Raw genomic sequence first — 16,014 nt, 5'->3', positions numbered from 1 at the left:
GGCCCAAGAGCTGCGGTGGCCATCAACCCGACCCGGGAGGACGACGATGTCCGCACTGCCCCCCGCGGAGCCGCGCTCAGCAGCCTTGGACGCTCCCCGCCCGAAGCCCTCGCACGGTCCGGATCCCGCCAAGGTGCGCGCCGCCGTGCGCGGCGGGACGCTCGCCTACTTCGTCGACCAGTTCGACATCTACCTGCCGATCGTCGTGCTCGCCCCGGCGACGGTCTACTTCCAGTCGGTGAACCTGAGCGCGAGCACGACGGCCATGCTGTCGTCGCTGGTCTTCGCGTCGACGCTCATCGGCCGCCCGCTCGGTGCGGTCATCTTCGGTCACTTCGCCGACACCGTCGGGCGCAAGCGCACCACCCTGGTCGCCGTCGGCGGCTTCGGCGCGACCACGCTGGCGATCGCCTGCCTTCCCGGGCACGAGACGATCGGCACGTGGTCGGTGGGCCTGCTGATCGCGCTGAGGTTCGTCGACGGGATCTTCCTCGGCGGCGAGTACACGACCGCGGTACCGCTGGCGATGGAATGGAGCCCGCGGCACAAGCGCGGCCTGTACGCGTCGATCATCACCTCGACCTCCCCCGCCGCGTACGCGGTGATCGCCGCGATCACGCTGCTTCTGCTCCAGCAGCTCCCGGCCGTGGGACCGCACAGCAGCTACGTGCAGTGGGGCTGGCGGGTGCCCTTCGTCATCGGCGCGCTGCTGGCGGCCGCGCTGTTCCGCTACTACCTCACGCAGGTGCACGAGCCGCCGAGGGAGGTCACCGGCGAGCGGCACAGGCTCCCCCTCGTACGGCTGGTGGCGCGCTATCCGAAGTCGCTGGCCCAGGTGTTCGTGCTGATGACGGGCACCTGGCTCGCGACCAACATGGAGGCCGCCGTGACGCCCGCGCAGTTGAAGGAGCATCTGCGGCTGTCGAGCGAGCAGGTCACGCTGACCATGCTCGTGATCAACGCCTCGGCGGCGCTGTCCTATCCGCTCTTCGGCCTGCTGTCCCAGCGCATCGGCAGGCGGCGCTTCTACATCGGCTACGGCCTGGCGGTCATGGTGATCGGCGCCGGCTCCTACTCCCTGCTGATGGAGTCCGACGGCGGCCCGGTCGCGACGCTGTCCTGGGCCGTCATGATCGGCGTCTTCACCGTGGGCACCTTCGGACCGATCGCCGCGTACCTCACCGAGCGCTTCCCGGCGAGCATCCGTTCCACGGGGTACGGCGTCGGATACAGCCTCGCGCTGATCGCTCCGGCGTTCTACCAGTTCTATCTCCAGCAGTTCGACGGCCACGTGCCCGCGCACCTCGCCCCGGGCGTCCTGTTCGCGCTCGCCGGGGCGCTGATCAGCCTCGGCGGGTTCCTCGGCCCGGAGACGAAGGACGTCGACATGGCCGACGACAGGACGATCCCGGCACTGTCCTGACGGGTTCTCTCCTGACCGGTACGGCCTGAACCGGCCGTCGGATACCGGCCGAGGGATACCGGACGCGCTGCCCGGCGGCCCTACGCCTGCCGCTCGTCGAGGTCGTCGGGCCGGTAGTGGCCGCCGAGTTCGTGGGTCAGCTCCCGCGCGGTGCCGACGACGACTCGCAGTTCGGGGGTGTCGTCGGACATCGACAGGGTGTTGTCCGGGCCGACGATCGCGATCGTGGCGCAGATGCCGTACTCGTCGAACACCGGCGCCGCCACCGCCACGACGCCGGGGGTGCTCATCGCGGAGCAGTGACCGGTGGCGCGCACCCGCTCGACGTCGGCGCGCAGCTCCTCGCGTGCCTGCCCGGGAAGGTTCGCCATCAGCCGCTCCATGGACAGCTGGTCGGCGTGGTAGGCGAGGAATACCTTGCTCTGCGCCGTGTCCAGCGGCAGGTGGCTGCCGACCCGTACGGACACCACGACCACGGCGGAGACGTTCTCCTCGACCCGGGAGACCACGGGCCCGGTGAGGCCCCAGAGGCTGAGCACGGTGCTCGACTGCGTGGCGCGCGCGAGCGCCTTCATGTGCCGCGCGGCCAGGTCGATCACGCGGCGGCGGCCGATGGCGAAGGCGCCGAGTTGCAGGAGCAGGCCGCCGGGCACGTAGCCGCCATCGGCGCTGCGCTCCAGCAGGCCCGCCGCGACGAGAGACGTGCAGTACCGGTACGCGGTGGTGCGGTTGAAGCCGAGCCGCTCGGCGACCTCGCCGGCCGTCACCTCCGGGGTGGCCGGCTCGAAGAGCGACAGGATCTGGCTGACCCGGCTCACCGCCTGGATGTCGGCCTGGTCGCCACGGTCCGCGCGCGGGGCGTCGGACGACCGCGTCGCCTTGGTCACGGGAGCCTCCGCCGGATGGTGATCGAGGGCCTGACTGCCGAATCTGACGGCCCTGTTCACGAAGTGAACAGGGCCGTCAGATTACCCGAGCCCGATTCGGCCCGCCGCCGCCGAGGTCGACTCCGCCGGGCTCCACGGTCCGCCCCGGTGGCCGGTCCGGACTGCCGCCGCTTCCGCGCTGCTCAGCGCCCGATGCGTCTCCCTTACCCATCCCGTACGCAAAATTGGTCTGGACATGACCGGTTGGGCGCGCTACATTCGCGGCCTGGTCTAGACCGTTGAACGTCATGTGCGCACTCCGCCCCCCACGATCACCTGGAGAGACATGCGCAAGAGGATCACAGCGGCCGTCATAGGACTGGGACTTGGCGGTGCGGCCATGTTCCTGACCGGCGGGCCCGCACAGGGCCACGGCTTCAGCACCGACCCCGCGAGCCGCCAGGCGAACTGCGCCGACGGCAAGGTCACCGGCTGCGGCGCCATCGAGAACGAGCCACAGAGCGTCGAGGGCCCCAAGGGCTTCCCGGAGGCCGGGCCCAAGGACGGATCCATCTGTTCCGCCGACAACGCGAGCTTCAAGGAACTCGACGACCCGCGCGGCGGCGACTGGCCGGCCACACAGCTGAAGGCGGGCGCGAACCACACCTTCAAGTGGTCGATGACGGCACAGCACTCGACGACGGACTTCAAGTTCTATGTCACCAAGGACGGTTGGGACCCGAGCAAGAAGCTCACCCGCGCCGACCTGGAGTCCAAGCCCTTCCTGACCGTCGACATGGGCGGCAAGAAGCCACCGGCCGAGTGGACGGGCGAGGGCAAGCTGCCGGAGGGCAAGTCGGGCAGGCACCTGATCCTCGGCGTGTGGACGATCGCCGACACGGCGAACGCGTTCTACTCCTGCTCCGACGTGAAGTTCTGAGCCGGCGCCCGGAGTTGTGAACCCGCACATGCGGTTCGTGCGGTTCGCACGTCTCCTGCGCTGAAGTTCTCCCGGACCACGGGTGTCCACTCGTCCCCGGCGGGCACCCGTACGAACCCGGCCGAGGGCGGCCTCGTCGCAGACCTCGTCGCAGACGGGGCCGCCGCCGGCTTCCGCAGGACCCACGGGGGAGAACGGGACCCGAATTCCCGTGACGGCCCCGCAGGGAGGGGTCCCGGCCCGGTCGCATACCCGCAGCGGCCGGGCCGGCCCCCGTCCGGGCCACGGGCACGGCGCGTACCGGCGGCCGTCGCCGTGCGGCCTTCCCGGTGCGCCTCCGCCGGTGCCCCGACGTGCACGCCTGCCACGCGGACGCGCCACGGGGCTCATCCGCGTGGCGCGTCCGCGTGGCGGGCCCCCGGTCGATCCGACAGACTCCCCCCATGCAGCCCGCCACCCTCACCGCCAGGGCGCTCGGCCGTGCCCTCGTCTCGCGTCAACTCCTCGCCGCGCGGGAGGGGATGACCGCGCTGGAAGCGGTCGAGCATCTGGTCGGCATGCAGGCGCAGGCGCCCAGGCCGCCCTACTTCGGGCTGTGGTCACGGCTCGTGGACTTCCGCGCGGCGGAGCTGTCCGGGCTGCTGCGCGACCGTGCGGCCGTACGCGTCAGCGTCATGCGCGGCACCGTGCACCTGGTGAGCGCGGCCGACTGCCTCCAACTGCGCCCGCTGACCCGGGTGTTGTACGAGCGTCTGGTGAGGTCCGACCGGAGCCGCCGGCTGAGGAGCGCGGACCCCTGGGACGTGGCCGCCGCGGCGGACTCCCTCGTACGGCAAGAGCCGCGCATGGCCCGCGAGTTGGGCGGTCTGCTGCACGAACGCTGGCCGGACGAGGAGCCGGAGGCGCTGTCGCGTGCGGCCCGCAGCCTGTGCGACGTGGTGCAGATCCCACCACGCGGCCTCTGGGGACGCTCGGGGCAGCCCTCCTACTCGGCCGTGGAGACCTGGCTGGGACGGCCCGTATCGCCCGAGCCGTGCGTCGAGACCGTACTGCTGCGGTATCTGGGCGCGTTCGGGCCCGCGACCGTGATGGACGCCCAGACCTGGTCGGGGCTGACGCGGCTCGGCGAGGTGATGGAGCGGCTCCGTCCGCAGCTGCGCGTCTTCCGCAGCGAGAGCGGGCGGGAGCTCTTCGACCTGCCCGACGCGCCGCGGCCGGATCCCGAACTGCCGCTGCCGGCACGCTTCGTGGCCGAGTACGACAACCTCGTGCTCTCCCACGCCGACCGCACGCGCGTGATCGGCGACGCCGCCCGCAAGCTCATCGCGAGCCGCAACGGCCAGGTGCCCGGCACCGTGCTGCTGGACGGGCAGGTGCGCGGCACGTGGAAGCTGGAGCGGCCGCGGAAGGGCGCGTCGACGCTCACCGTGACCCCGTTCCTGCGAAGGTTCACGGGCGACGAGGAACGCGAACTGGCCGCCGAGGGCGAGCGGTTGATGGCCTTCGCGCGGCACGGCGGCGCGGGCGCCGGAGGCGGCGCGGACACCGAAGGCGGCGCGGGCGCCGAAGCCCCGGGGGGCGCCGGGGCCGTACCGGGCTCCGGAGGCGTAACGGCTCCGGACGCCGAGGAGTTCGCCGTCGTCTTCGCCGACGCCGCGGTGTGACCGCGCCCTTCGGACGGGCGGCCGGGCCGCGGGGCGGATCGGGTGCGAATGGCACGACGATCGACCGTCCGAGAACTTACTCACAGACCACACACAATGTGTCCATTCCGATGACACCTCCGTCACAGGAAACCCGGCAATCACTCGGCAAACGTGACGAACTGCCCCTTACCGCCCTTGCGTTCGAGCCTGGAGTCGGAGAACCTACCGACGTCTCCAGCCGCCGTGCAGCCCTGCGAATCGACGGCCGGCGAGCGGGCGCGGCCTGGGCGCAAGGGCCGCCTCCGTAGCTCCGCGCGACGGCAGGCCGGGGTCCCTCCCCACGGAACCGGGCGCCGCCCGCGCGCAGTCTCTGTACGAAGCAGCCGACGCCTGCCGCGCCGGGGGCCGCGGGAAAGGACGCGGGAAGTACGACCACCACGCAGCCTGCTGCGTCCAGGGGGAATGACCATGACCTCGACCGGTTCCGGCGGCCGACAGCCGGGACACGTGCAGGCCGCCGACGACGACCCGACACGGACGACCCAGCTGCGCATACCCGCGCACATGAGACAGAGAGCCAGAGGCACACTCGGCCGCGGGCTGCGCTGGACGCCCGAAGAGCTGCCGCGCTACGACTACGAGCACTACAGCCGCCTCGCCGGTCCGCTGACGCAGCCCGCCAAGGACAAGCCCTACCGCGTCGCCTACCGCAGCCTCCTGTCCGAGGAGCCGCACCGAATACGCGCGGCCACGCTGCTCTGCCTCGCGCCGCTGCTCTCCGCCGGACTGCTGCTGTGGCTGATGCAGCCGCAGCACTGGACGCGCCGCGACGACGGCGCCGTCTCCGACCTCGTGCTCAAGCTCGACATCGTGATGCTGGTCTCGATCGGCCTCATCGAGCTGTTCCGCACCCTCAACGTCCTCTCCAACGCCCACGCCACGCTCGTCGCGCGCGACCCGGTTCCCGTGGTGCCCGAGACCGGCACCCGCGTCGCCTTCCTCACCTCCTTCGTCCCCGGCAAGGAGCCGCTGGAGATGGTGACGAAGACCCTCGAAGCGGCCGTGAAGATACGCCACCGCGGCCTGCTGCACGTATGGCTGCTCGACGAGGGCGACGATCCGGAGGTGAAGGAGGTCTGCCGCCGGCTGGGCGTGCACCACTTCACGCGCAAGGGCGTGCCCCGCTGGAACAAGAAGAAGGGCCCGCACCGGGCGAAGACCAAGCACGGCAACTACAACGCCTGGCTGGCGGCGCACGGCGACCAGTACGACTACTTTGCTTCCGTCGACACCGACCACGTGCCGCTGCCCAACTACCTGGAGCGGATGCTCGGTTACTTCCGCGACCCGGACGTCGGATTCGTCATCGGCCCGCAGGTCTACGGCAACTACGACAACTTCGTCACCAAGGCCGCGGAGAGCCAGCAGTTCCTCTTCCACGCGCTCATCCAGCGCGCCGGGAACCGCTACAACGCGCCCATGTTCGTCGGCACCAGCAACGCCGTGCGCATCAAGGCCATCAAGGGCATCGGCGGCCTGTACGACTCCATCACGGAGGACATGGCCACCGGCTTCGAGATGCACCGGCACCGCAACCCGGACACGGGCCGCAAGTGGCGCTCGGTCTACACCCCCGACGTCCTCGCCGTCGGCGAAGGCCCCAACGCCTGGACGGACTTCTTCACACAGCAGCTGCGCTGGTCGCGGGGCACGTACGAGACGATCCTCAAGCAGTACTGGCGCGGCCTGTTCACCATGCCGCCCGGCAAGCTCTTCAACTACACGCTGCTGATGATCTTCTACCCGATCGCGGCGCTCAACTGGATCCTCGCGGCGCTGAGTTGTGCGCTGTTCCTGGGCCTGGGCGCCTCGGGTGTGCAGATCGACCCGACCATCTGGATGGCCCTGTACGGCAACGCGACGGCCCTCCAGATCGGCCTGTACGTGTGGAACCGGCGGCACAACGTCTCACCGCACGAACCGGAGGGCTCCGGCGGCCTCGCCGGGATGCTCATGTCCGCGCTGTCGGCTCCCATCTACGCCCGGTCCCTGTTCGACACGGTGCTGCGCCGCAAGAGCAAGTTCGTGGTCACCCCGAAGGGCAACTCGGCCAGCCCGGACACCCTCTTCGGCACCTTCCGCGTGCACCTCTTCTTCATCCTAGTCTTCGGCGGCTCGCTGGGCGGTTCGTTCTACCTGGGCCATGACCACCCCGCGATGCTCACGTGGGCCGCGCTCGCCCTGCTGATCACCGCGGCGCCGATCGTGGGCTGGCGCGTGACCGTACGGGCCGAGAAGAAACGGCGGAAGCAGCGGCGGCACCGGCACCGTCAGGGCGGCCCGCTGCCCGCACCGTACGAGGCCGAAGGGGGCACGGAGCCCGCTTCCGCGCGCGGGGACGACCGGTACCGGGACGACCGGCACGGGGACGGCGGATACGGGGACGGCGGATACGGCGAGGCGTACGGCGGGACATACGACCCGTACAAGGACGCGTACGAGGACCGCGCGTACGACGACAGTCCGTACGACGACGCTGCGCATGAAGACCGCCCGTACGAAGACCGCCCGCCTGAAGACCGTCCGCCTGAAGACCGCGCGCACGAGGACCCGCAGGGCGACGCCCGCGGGGGTCCGGCACCCGGCACGCAGCAGCCCGTACCACTGCACACCGCCCTTGGGGGACGTGAACGATGAAGTACCGACCGAGCCGACGCACGCGCCGCACAGCGATAGGCGCGACCGTGGTGCTGGTGATCGCGGGATTCAACGGCCCCGCGCTCTACGGCATAGCGTCGGCGAAGTACCACGACTACAAGATCAACCAGCCCGAGTACAAGGCGGCGAACGGCCACTGGAAGATCGTCGACGTTCCCAAGAAGTACCGCGTGAACACGATTCATGCGGCGCTGCTGCACACGGGGAAGGTGCTGCTGGTCGCCGGATCCGGCAACGACGCCAAGCAGTTCAAGGCCAAGTCGTTCCGCACGGTCCTGTGGGACCCGGTCAAGAACACCTTCAAGAACATCCACACGCCCAACGACCTCTTCTGCGCTGGGCACACCCAACTCCCCGACGGGAAGCTGCTCGTGGCGGGCGGCACACGTCGGTACGAGAAGCTCGGCGGCGACGTGAAGAAGGCCGGCGGGCTGATGTTCGTCCACAACGAGAATCCGGACCGTGCCAAGACCGTGAAGGCCGGCACCCGCTTCACCGGCCGCCACAACGGCAAGACCTTCGAGGCCAAGGACAACCTCCTGGTGCCGCGCGCCAAGAAGAAGAAGGACCCGGCCACGGGCAGGGTCAAGGTCACCGGCAGCGTGGCCCGTGTGTATGTGGAGGCCGTCAAGCGGGGCAAGAAGTACCAGACCGGCACCGAGGACAACTACCGCGTCAGCGGGCTGCGCGGGGCAGAGCACAAGAACATCTACGGCATCGCGCAGAAGCTCTCCTTCGACAAGAAGGACTTCCAAGGCATCAAGGACAGCTACGAGTTCGACCCGGTAGCCGAGCGCTACATCACGACGGACTTCATGCACGAGGCCCGCTGGTACCCGACGCTGACCACGCTCGAGGACGGCAAGGTGCTCTCTGTCTCCGGCCTGGACGACATCGGCCAGGTCGTACCCGGGAAGAACGAGATCTACGACCCGAAGACGAAGAAGTGGGAGTACCTCCCCCGCAAGAGGTTCTTCCCCACCTACCCGGCACTGCATCTCACCGACGACAACAAGATCTTCTTCTCCGGTGCCAACGCCGGGTACGGCCCCGCCGACAAGGGGCGCACCCCCGGCATCTGGGACCTCCAGACCAACGGCTTCCGCAAGATCCCCGGCATGAGCGACCCGGACAAGCTGGAGACGGCGATGTCCGTGCCGCTGCCGCCCACCCAGAGCCGCAAGTACATGGTGCTCGGAGGCGGCGGTGTCGGCGAGTCGAAGAAGGCCAGTGAGAAGACCCGCATCGTCGATCTGAAGGACCCCGCGCCGCACTTCCGCGACGGGCCCGACCTGTACGCGAAGGCCCGCTACCCCAGCAGCGTCATCCTCCCCGACGACAAGATCCTCACCACCAACGGCTCCGGCGACTACCGCGGCCGCAGCGACACCAACGTCCTCAAGGCGGAGATCTACGACCCTTCGAGCAACACCAAGAAGCCCGTCGCCGATCCGCTCGTCGGCCGCAACTACCACTCGGGAGCGATGCTGCTGCCCGACGGGCGCGTGATGACCTTCGGCTCCGACTCGCTCTTCGCCGACAAGGCCAACACCAAGCCGGGCAAGTTCCAGCAGGAGATCGACATCTACACGCCGCCGTACCTCCACACGAAGGGCAAGCGGCCAGAGTTGAAGAACGGCGACGGCGCGGACGGGAGCGCGAGCGGAGGCGTGAACGGGGGTTCGGGCGGGGGCGAGCAGACCGTACGGCTGGGCGGCACGACCTCGTTCCGCAGCAAGGACGCCGCGTCCATCAAGAAGATGCGGCTGATCAGGCCGAGCTCCTTCACGCACGTCACCAACGTCGAACAGTCCTCCGTGGCGCTGAAGTTCAAGCGGACCGCGGACGGAGTGACGGTGAAGCTGCCCGAGGATCCCTCGCTGGTGCCGCCCGGTTATTGGATGGTGACGGCCGTCGACGGCAAGGGGAAGCCGTCGAAGTCGGTGTGGGTGAAGGTGCCCCGCTCGGCGACGGCCCAGGCACCCAGGACGACGCCGCTGTCGCCCTAGGAACGCGGGCCCGGCGGCCCGGAGGGCCGGTCTCCGCCCTTCCGCAGCCTCCGGCCCCCCGGGGCTCCGGCCCCGTACCCCGAACCATTCCCCAACCCCCCACCCTGCTCCCGCCGGGCCGCCCAACGGCCCGGCGGGGCACGGGGGTTGATGCGTGGGAAAAGTCCGTGAGGCATGTCGCGGCCCTGCGCTACCGTGCGCGGGTGAGCGCGACGCATATGGCGGATCTGGCCGGCGGCCGCGCCCCGGACGGGAGCCCCGTCAAGAACCCCGTCAAGAACGCCGTCGACGTGCCGGGCCCGCGGTGAGCGGCCCCCTGGTGGTCGCCGGCGCCGGCATCGTCGGCGCCTCGGTGGCCTATCACGCGGCACGGGCCGGTGCCGACGTGACCCTCGTCGACGCCGGGCGGCCCGGCGCGGGCGTGACGGCGAACTCGTTCGCGTGGATCGGGCTCGGGCCGTCCGCCGTGCGCACCGGCCCGGCAGCCGCGCTGCGCGCGACCGCGACGCAGGAGTACCACCGGCTGGAGGCCGAGCTGCCGGGACTCCCGGTGACCTGGTCCGGCTCTCTGTCCTGGGGCGCGGCGGACGGCGTGCCGGAGGCGGGTCCCGGAAGGGAGATCGTGGACGCGGCCGCCGTGGCGGCGCTCGAACCCGCCCTGCGGCAGCCCCCGGAGTGGGCCGTCTGGGCACCCGGTGACGGCGCCGTCGATCCGGTGGGCGTGACCGAGCGCCTGGTCGAGGGTGCCCGCGCACATGGCGCACGGGTCCTTACGGACACCCCGGTCACCGCGCTCCGCCGGGACGCGACGGGCCGGGTCGCCGGGGTCGATACGGCCGCGGGGCCCCTCTCCGGTGCGACCGTGGTGCTCGCGGCAGGGGTGGCCACGGCCGCGCTGGGCGCGCAGCTCGGCGTGCGCGTACCCGTCGGTCCGTCGCCGGCGACGCTCTTCCAGTTCCGCGCTCCGGACGGTCTGGTCCGCACCGTGGTCAACAACCGGGACTTCGATCTACGGCAGTCCGCCACGGACCGGCTGCTGGCCGCCGCGGACTCGCCCGAACCGACTCTCGCCGCCGTCCGGTCCGCCTTCCGCGGCGCCGCGGACGTCGAGCTGCTCGGCACCCGGCTCGGCCTGCGCCCCGTGCCGGCCGACGGGGAGCCGATCGTCGGCCCGGTCGCCGCCGTGCCGGGCCTCTATGTGGCGGTGCTGCACTCCGCGGTCACGCTCGCCCCCGCCGTGGGCCGCCTGGTCGCGCGGGAGCTGGTCGACGGCGCCGTCGAGCCGTCGCTGGCGGGCTGCCGCCTCGACCGCTTCTAGGGCCGGTCGTCAACTCTTCGAAGCCCGGCCCTGGTTGCGCGCCAGCGACAGCGCGTAGGACGGCCACCACTGACCCGCCTTCGGCCCGCCCTTGCACTCGCCGTCGGATTCACCGGGCCGCTTGATCCACAGATAGCCGTCGACGATCTGGTCGCCGGTCCTCGTGGTCGGCGCGGCGCCCAGGGCCCTTCCCTTCGGGTTGCACCAGGCCTCCTCGTCGCCGCCGGCCGCGCCGGAGACCGGGCCGTTGCCGTTCCGGCTGGTGTCGATGACGAACGGCTTGTTGCCGACCATCGGGCTGAACCTCTTGCCGTACGCCTTGTTCGACGCCGTCGTCTGGTAGTTGGAGACGTTCAGCGAGAAGCCGTCGGCGGTGTCGATGCCCGCCCGCTTCATCGGCTCCACGAGGGCGCCCGGATCGCGCACCCAGTCGGGGTTGCCCGCGTCCAGATAGACCCGTGCGTCGGGGAGGCTCTGGAGCTTGCCGACCGCCTCGTTGAGCAACTCGTAGCGCTCGTCGGTGTACTGGTCCGGGGTGCAGCCCTTCATCAGCACGTGCGGGATCGCGTCCGGCTCGACGATCACCGTCGCCGGGCGCTTGCCGATGCCCTTCATCACCTGGGCCAGCCAGGCACGGTAGGCGCCGGCGTCGGCGGCGCCGCCCTTGGAGTACTGGCCGCAGTCGCGGTGCGGCAGGTTGTACAGGACCAGCAGCGCGTCCCGGCCGGCCTTCGCCGCCGCGGTCGTGATCCTCTGCGTCTGCCCCTCGGGGTCGTCTGTGCCGATCCATTCGGCGACGGGCTGCCGCGCGATCTTCCGCATCAGCGACGCCTGCTCGCTCTTGCCGTCCTCGCGGTACGCCTCCGCCTGCCGTGCGGCGTTGCCGTCCGGGTCGACCCAGTACGGCGTGACCGACTTGGGGCGCTGCCCCACGTCACCGCCGCCTCCGGCTCCGCTTCCGCCCTCGTCGCCCGTACCGGATCCGGACGAGCATCCGCCCAGCAGCAGCCCGGCCAGCGCCGCCACCGCACACGCCGCCGCGGCACCGCGACCGAGAACGCAACTGCCCCTGCCGTACATCGACTTCCCCCTCGACGGGCCTTCCCCCTCGGTGCGGCCTGCTCCCTCCGGCAGGCACCCGCAACCGGACGGCCATCGTGTCACAGCGTCCTCACGTGTCGCCCCGGTCCCATAGGGCCGTTACCGTGCCGTTCCACTCGCGTACAGGACGGCCGTTCAGGCGCGCGGGGTCCAGCGGGCCGGCCGTTCCGGGAGCGCGGCGATCAGATGCGTTCGACGAGGTCCGCGATGGAGTCGACGACGCTGGAGGCCCGGTAGGGGAAGCGGTCGACCTCGTCGGGCTTCGTCAGCCCCGTCAGCACCAGGAACGTCTCAAGTCCGGCCTCCATACCGGCCCTTACGTCCGTGTCCATCCGGTCGCCGATCATCGCCGACGTCTCCGAGTGCGCCCCTATCGCGTTCAGTCCGGCGCGCATCATCAGCGGATTGGGCTTGCCCACGAAGTACGGATGCCGGCCGGTCGCCTTGGTGATCAGCGCGGCGACCGACCCGGTGGCGGGCAGCGCGCCCTCCGCCGACGGACCGGTCTCGTCGGGGTTGGTGGCGATGAACCGCGCCCCGTCGTTGATCAGCCGGATCGCCTTCGTCAGCGCCTCGAAGCTGTATGTACGGGTCTCGCCCAGCACCACGTAGTCCGGGTCGGCGTCCGAGAGCACGTACCCGATGTCGTGCAGCGCCGTCGTCAGACCGGCCTCGCCGATCGCGTACGCGGTGCCGCCGGGGCGCTGGTCGTCCAGGAACTGCGCGGTCGCGAGCGCCGACGTCCAGATGTTCTCCGTCGGCACGTCGAGGCCGATGCGCCCGAGGCGGGCGTGCAGATCGCGCGGCGTGTAGATCGAGTTGTTCGTCAGTACGAGAAAGGGGCGGCCCGACTCCTTCAGTCGCTTGATGAACGCGTCCGCTCCGGGAACGGGCACGCCCTCGTGCATCAGCACACCGTCCATGTCGGTGAGCCACGACTCGATGGGCTTTCGCTCTGCCACGTGACGGCTCCTGCCAGGGGTCGGATCGGCCTCGCGGGAAGTGCGGGCGGGCGGCGGCACGCGGGGCGGTCGGTCCCGGTGCCACGTTCAGCCTAACCGGCGGTGGCGGGCGCTCCCGGAGTGCGCCCGAAGAGCGGTGCGAGCACGAGCTGCGCGGCGCCGTCCGCGACCGTGCGGGCGCCTTCGGGGACGACCTCGACCCGTACTCCGGCCGCGCTGCCGGCGCTCGTGGAGGGGGCGCCCGCCCATGAGCCGGGACCGGAGCCGGGCCCGGGTCCTCCCCCGGCGTGGGACCCCGCTCCGGTACGGGCCCCCGGTCCGGCGGCTGATCCCGCTCCGGCACCTGATCCCGCTGTGGCACCTGATCCCGCTGCGGACGCGGCCCGCAGCTGTGCCGCGACCCCGTCGAGGTAGACGTCCGGATCGGCCAGCACCGTACGGCCGCCGAGCAGCACACGGTCCACGTCGAGCAGCCTGACCAGGTTCGCCGCACCCACGCCGAGCACGCGTGCGGCCTCCGCGCTGTCACCGCGCCGTACGGCGTCCAGGCACAGCGCCTCCAGGCAGCCGTTCCTGCCGCAGCGGCACGGCGGGCCGTCCAACTGGACCACCTGGTGGCCGAATTCGCCCGCGCCGTTCCTCCTGCCGCGGTGGATGCGCCCGTCGAGCACGAGGCCCGCGCCCAGCCCCGTACCGAAGTGGAGATACGCCAAGGACTCCTTGCCGCGCAGCGAGAGTCCGAGCGCGGCGGCGTTGGTGTCCTTGTCGACGACGACGGGCATGCCGAGGCGCCGGGCCAGCGCGTCCCGCAGCGGGAAGCCCGCCCACCACGGAAAGCCGGTGACCTGGCGCAGCACACCGCGCACGTGGTCCAGCGGGCCGGGCGCGGCGACACCCACGCCGACGACGCTTCCCCACCGTCCGCCCGCGCCGAACGGCCCGGCGCCCTCGGCGACTTGGGCTGCCTGCCCGGCCGGTACGTGCTCGTCCGGCGCCGTTTCGGCCTCGTCCGCCGGCGGCTGCTCCTCCCAGCGGGCGGACGCCTCCGGCTCCTCCCCCTCACCGGGTTCCGCCGCCTCACCGGGCTCCTCGGCTGCGGCGCTCCCCGCTGCCGCCGCCCCGGCCACCGCGGCCGCCACGTCCTCCTGTTCCGGCTCCGGCTCCGGCTCTCCCTCCCTCCCGGGCTCCGTCTCGCCGCCCGCGTCCTGCCACAGCTCCCCCTCCTCCTCGACGGCCCGCCGCGCGTCCGCCTCCTGGACCGCCGGTTCCACCACGGCCGCGCTCCCCGCGCCCGCCCCCGGATGGCTCGCCGACCACACCTCGCCCTCGGACGCCTGCTGCCACAGCTCGCCGCCCGTGGCTCCCTCCGGTCCCGCGCCGCTCCGCGCACCGGCGCCCAGCGCGGGAAGCCCGGCGCGGATCAGCCCGTGCACCGCCGACTCGACGGCGTCCAGCAGCGACTCGGCGTCCCCGCCCATGTCCAGCGGCGCGGTACGGCCCGCCACGACACCGCCCGACAGATCGACGAGCACCGCCGTCAGCTGGTCGCGATCGAGCTGTATCCCCACCGCGTGCCGCGCGCCCGGCGCCAGCCGCAGCACCGTGCTCGGCTTGCCGCCCGTGGAGGCACGGCGGCCGGCCTCGGTGACCAGCCCGTGCGACCGCAGCCGCGCCGTGATCTTGCTCACCGCCTGCGGAGTGAGCCCGGTGCGCAGCGCCAGTTCACCGCGGTCCGCGCCGTCCGGGCCCGCGAGCCGCAGCAGCCCGAGGACACGGGCCGCGTTCCTGCCGTACGGCACGGACGGTCCCCAGCCTCCGTCGAGGGAGGATGTGCTGCTCGGGGCCGGTTCGCTGCTCATGGGGCCATTGTCCGTGCGGCTTGCGCTTACGCAACCGCGTTGCGAAAGTGGTTTCCATGGACCGTACGGAAGCTGCCCCTCCTCCCCTGCGCGTCGGCCTCATCGGATACGGCCTGGCCGGCTCCGTCTTCCACGGGCCGCTCATCGCCGCCACCCCCGACCTGACGCTCGACACCGTCGTCACCGGACACCCGGAGCGGCGCGCCCAGGTCCACGCCGAGCACGGCAGCGACATGCGTACGCTCGCCACCACCGACGAACTCTTCGCACGCGCCGGCTCCCTCGACCTCGTCGTCGTCGCGTCCCCCAACCGCACCCACGTCCCCCTCGCCCGCCGCGCCCTCGAAGCGGGCCTCCCCGTCGTCGTCGACAAGCCTCTGGCGGCGACCGCGGCGGAGGCACAGCAGCTGGCGTCCCTCGCGGCCGAACAGGGGCTGCTGCTCTCGGTGTTCCACAACCGCCGCTGGGACAACGACTTCCGTACGGTCCGCGCGCTCATGGCCGACGGCGCGCTCGGCGACCGCGTCCACCGCCTCGAGTCCCGCTATGAGCGCTGGCGCCCCGAACTCAAGGGCGGCTGGCGCGAGTCCGGCGACCCCGCCGAAGTGGGCGGCCTCCTCTACGACTTGGGCAGCCACCTCGTCGACCAGGCGCTCACGCTCCTCGGGCCCGTCACGGCCGTCTACGCGGAGGCCGACGTGCGCCGCCACGGGGCCGAAGCCGACGACGACGCCTTCATCGCCCTCACGCACGCCGGCGGCGTCCGCTCCCACCTGTGGATGAGCGCCGTCGCCGCCCAACTCGGGCCGCGCTTCCGGGTGCTGGGCAGCGAAGCGGCCTACGTGAAGGACGGACTCGACCCGCAGGAGGCCGCGCTGCGCGAGGGCGCCCGCCCAACGCCCGGCAGCCGGTGGGGAGTCGAACCCGAGATCGCCTGGGGCACCATCGGCGACCTCGACGCGCGCCGCCCCGTCCCGACCCTGGACGGCGATTACCCCGCCTACTACGAGGGGATCGCCACCGCACTCCGCGAGGGCACCTCGCCACCGGTCACGGCGGCCGAGGCCCTGGCCGTCATCCGCGTCCTGGAAGCGGCCCGCACATCCGCTCGCGAATCCCGGGTCGTGACCACGGGCCTGGCCTGACTCTCGCCCGGGCGCCCGGGCCGCGCC

At 71.7% G+C, this 16,014-nt stretch carries 10 protein-coding genes and 2 pseudogenes; 7 read left to right on the top strand and 5 right to left on the bottom strand.

Features of this window, described 5'->3' with window-relative positions:
* Positions 1-46 precede the first annotated feature (46 nt).
* Positions 47-1,423 carry an MFS transporter gene (locus HCC61_RS00685; protein WP_169133241.1) on the top strand — a complete coding sequence of 459 codons (1,377 nt, stop codon included), beginning with the start codon at positions 47-49 and terminating at the stop codon, positions 1,421-1,423.
* An 80-nt stretch (positions 1,424-1,503) separates the two neighbouring features.
* Here HCC61_RS00685 and HCC61_RS31385 read toward each other — a convergent pair whose 3' ends face one another.
* Entirely contained in the window at positions 1,504-2,310 is an 807-nt protein-coding gene (locus HCC61_RS31385; RefSeq protein WP_169133240.1) for a helix-turn-helix domain-containing protein, read from the bottom strand.
* A 325-nt stretch (positions 2,311-2,635) separates the two neighbouring features.
* Here HCC61_RS31385 and HCC61_RS00675 point away from each other — a divergent pair, with 325 nt between their 5' ends.
* The 5 genes from HCC61_RS00675 (at position 2,636) to HCC61_RS00655 (ending at position 10,920) form a co-directional block, all read left to right on the top strand.
* Positions 2,636-3,229, top strand: a complete 594-nt coding sequence (locus HCC61_RS00675) for a lytic polysaccharide monooxygenase auxiliary activity family 9 protein (protein WP_169133239.1) — start codon at positions 2,636-2,638, stop codon at positions 3,227-3,229.
* A gap of 443 nt (positions 3,230-3,672) precedes the next feature.
* Positions 3,673-4,893 (top strand): winged helix DNA-binding domain-containing protein, encoded by a 1,221-nt coding sequence (locus tag HCC61_RS00670; protein ID WP_169133238.1) that lies wholly within the window; start codon positions 3,673-3,675, stop codon positions 4,891-4,893.
* Between the two features lie 450 nt (positions 4,894-5,343).
* Positions 5,344-7,572: a cellulose synthase catalytic subunit gene (locus HCC61_RS00665; RefSeq protein ID WP_240968333.1), complete on the top strand. Its 2,229-nt coding sequence runs from the start codon at positions 5,344-5,346 to the stop codon at positions 7,570-7,572.
* On the top strand, positions 7,569-9,602 hold the full coding sequence (locus HCC61_RS00660; RefSeq protein ID WP_169133237.1) for a kelch motif-containing protein: 2,034 nt from the start codon (positions 7,569-7,571) through the stop codon (positions 9,600-9,602). The genes HCC61_RS00665 and HCC61_RS00660 overlap by 4 nt, the downstream gene beginning before the upstream one ends.
* Before the next feature lie 304 nt (positions 9,603-9,906).
* A complete protein-coding gene (locus HCC61_RS00655) occupies positions 9,907-10,920 on the top strand; it encodes an FAD-binding oxidoreductase (protein ID WP_169133236.1) in 1,014 nt (337 codons plus the stop codon).
* Between the two features lie 9 nt (positions 10,921-10,929).
* On the opposite strand, the gene HCC61_RS00650 is transcribed toward HCC61_RS00655, so the two are convergent.
* The 4 genes and pseudogenes from HCC61_RS00650 to HCC61_RS30380 all read right to left on the bottom strand — a co-directional run.
* Entirely contained in the window at positions 10,930-12,000 is a 1,071-nt protein-coding gene (locus HCC61_RS00650) for a glycoside hydrolase family 6 protein (RefSeq protein WP_169133235.1), read from the bottom strand.
* Between the two features lie 203 nt (positions 12,001-12,203).
* Entirely contained in the window at positions 12,204-12,983 is a 780-nt protein-coding gene (locus tag HCC61_RS00645) for an HAD-IIA family hydrolase (protein WP_169133234.1), read from the bottom strand.
* Between the two features lie 386 nt (positions 12,984-13,369).
* A pseudogene (locus HCC61_RS30385) lies at positions 13,370-13,894 on the bottom strand (ROK family protein); the annotation flags it as partial.
* 531 nt (positions 13,895-14,425) lie between these two features.
* Positions 14,426-14,842: pseudogene (locus HCC61_RS30380) on the bottom strand (MarR family transcriptional regulator); the annotation flags it as partial.
* Between the two features lie 56 nt (positions 14,843-14,898).
* On the opposite strand from HCC61_RS30380, the gene HCC61_RS00635 reads away from it, so the two are divergent.
* Positions 14,899-15,987 (top strand): Gfo/Idh/MocA family oxidoreductase, encoded by a 1,089-nt coding sequence (locus HCC61_RS00635; RefSeq protein ID WP_169133232.1) that lies wholly within the window; start codon positions 14,899-14,901, stop codon positions 15,985-15,987.
* Positions 15,988-16,014 lie beyond the last annotated feature (27 nt).

It is taken from the genome of Streptomyces sp. HNM0575 (genome assembly GCF_012726265.1).
Classification (GTDB): domain Bacteria; phylum Actinomycetota; class Actinomycetes; order Streptomycetales; family Streptomycetaceae; genus Streptomyces.
This window is presented reverse-complemented; position numbering and strand designations above follow the sequence as displayed.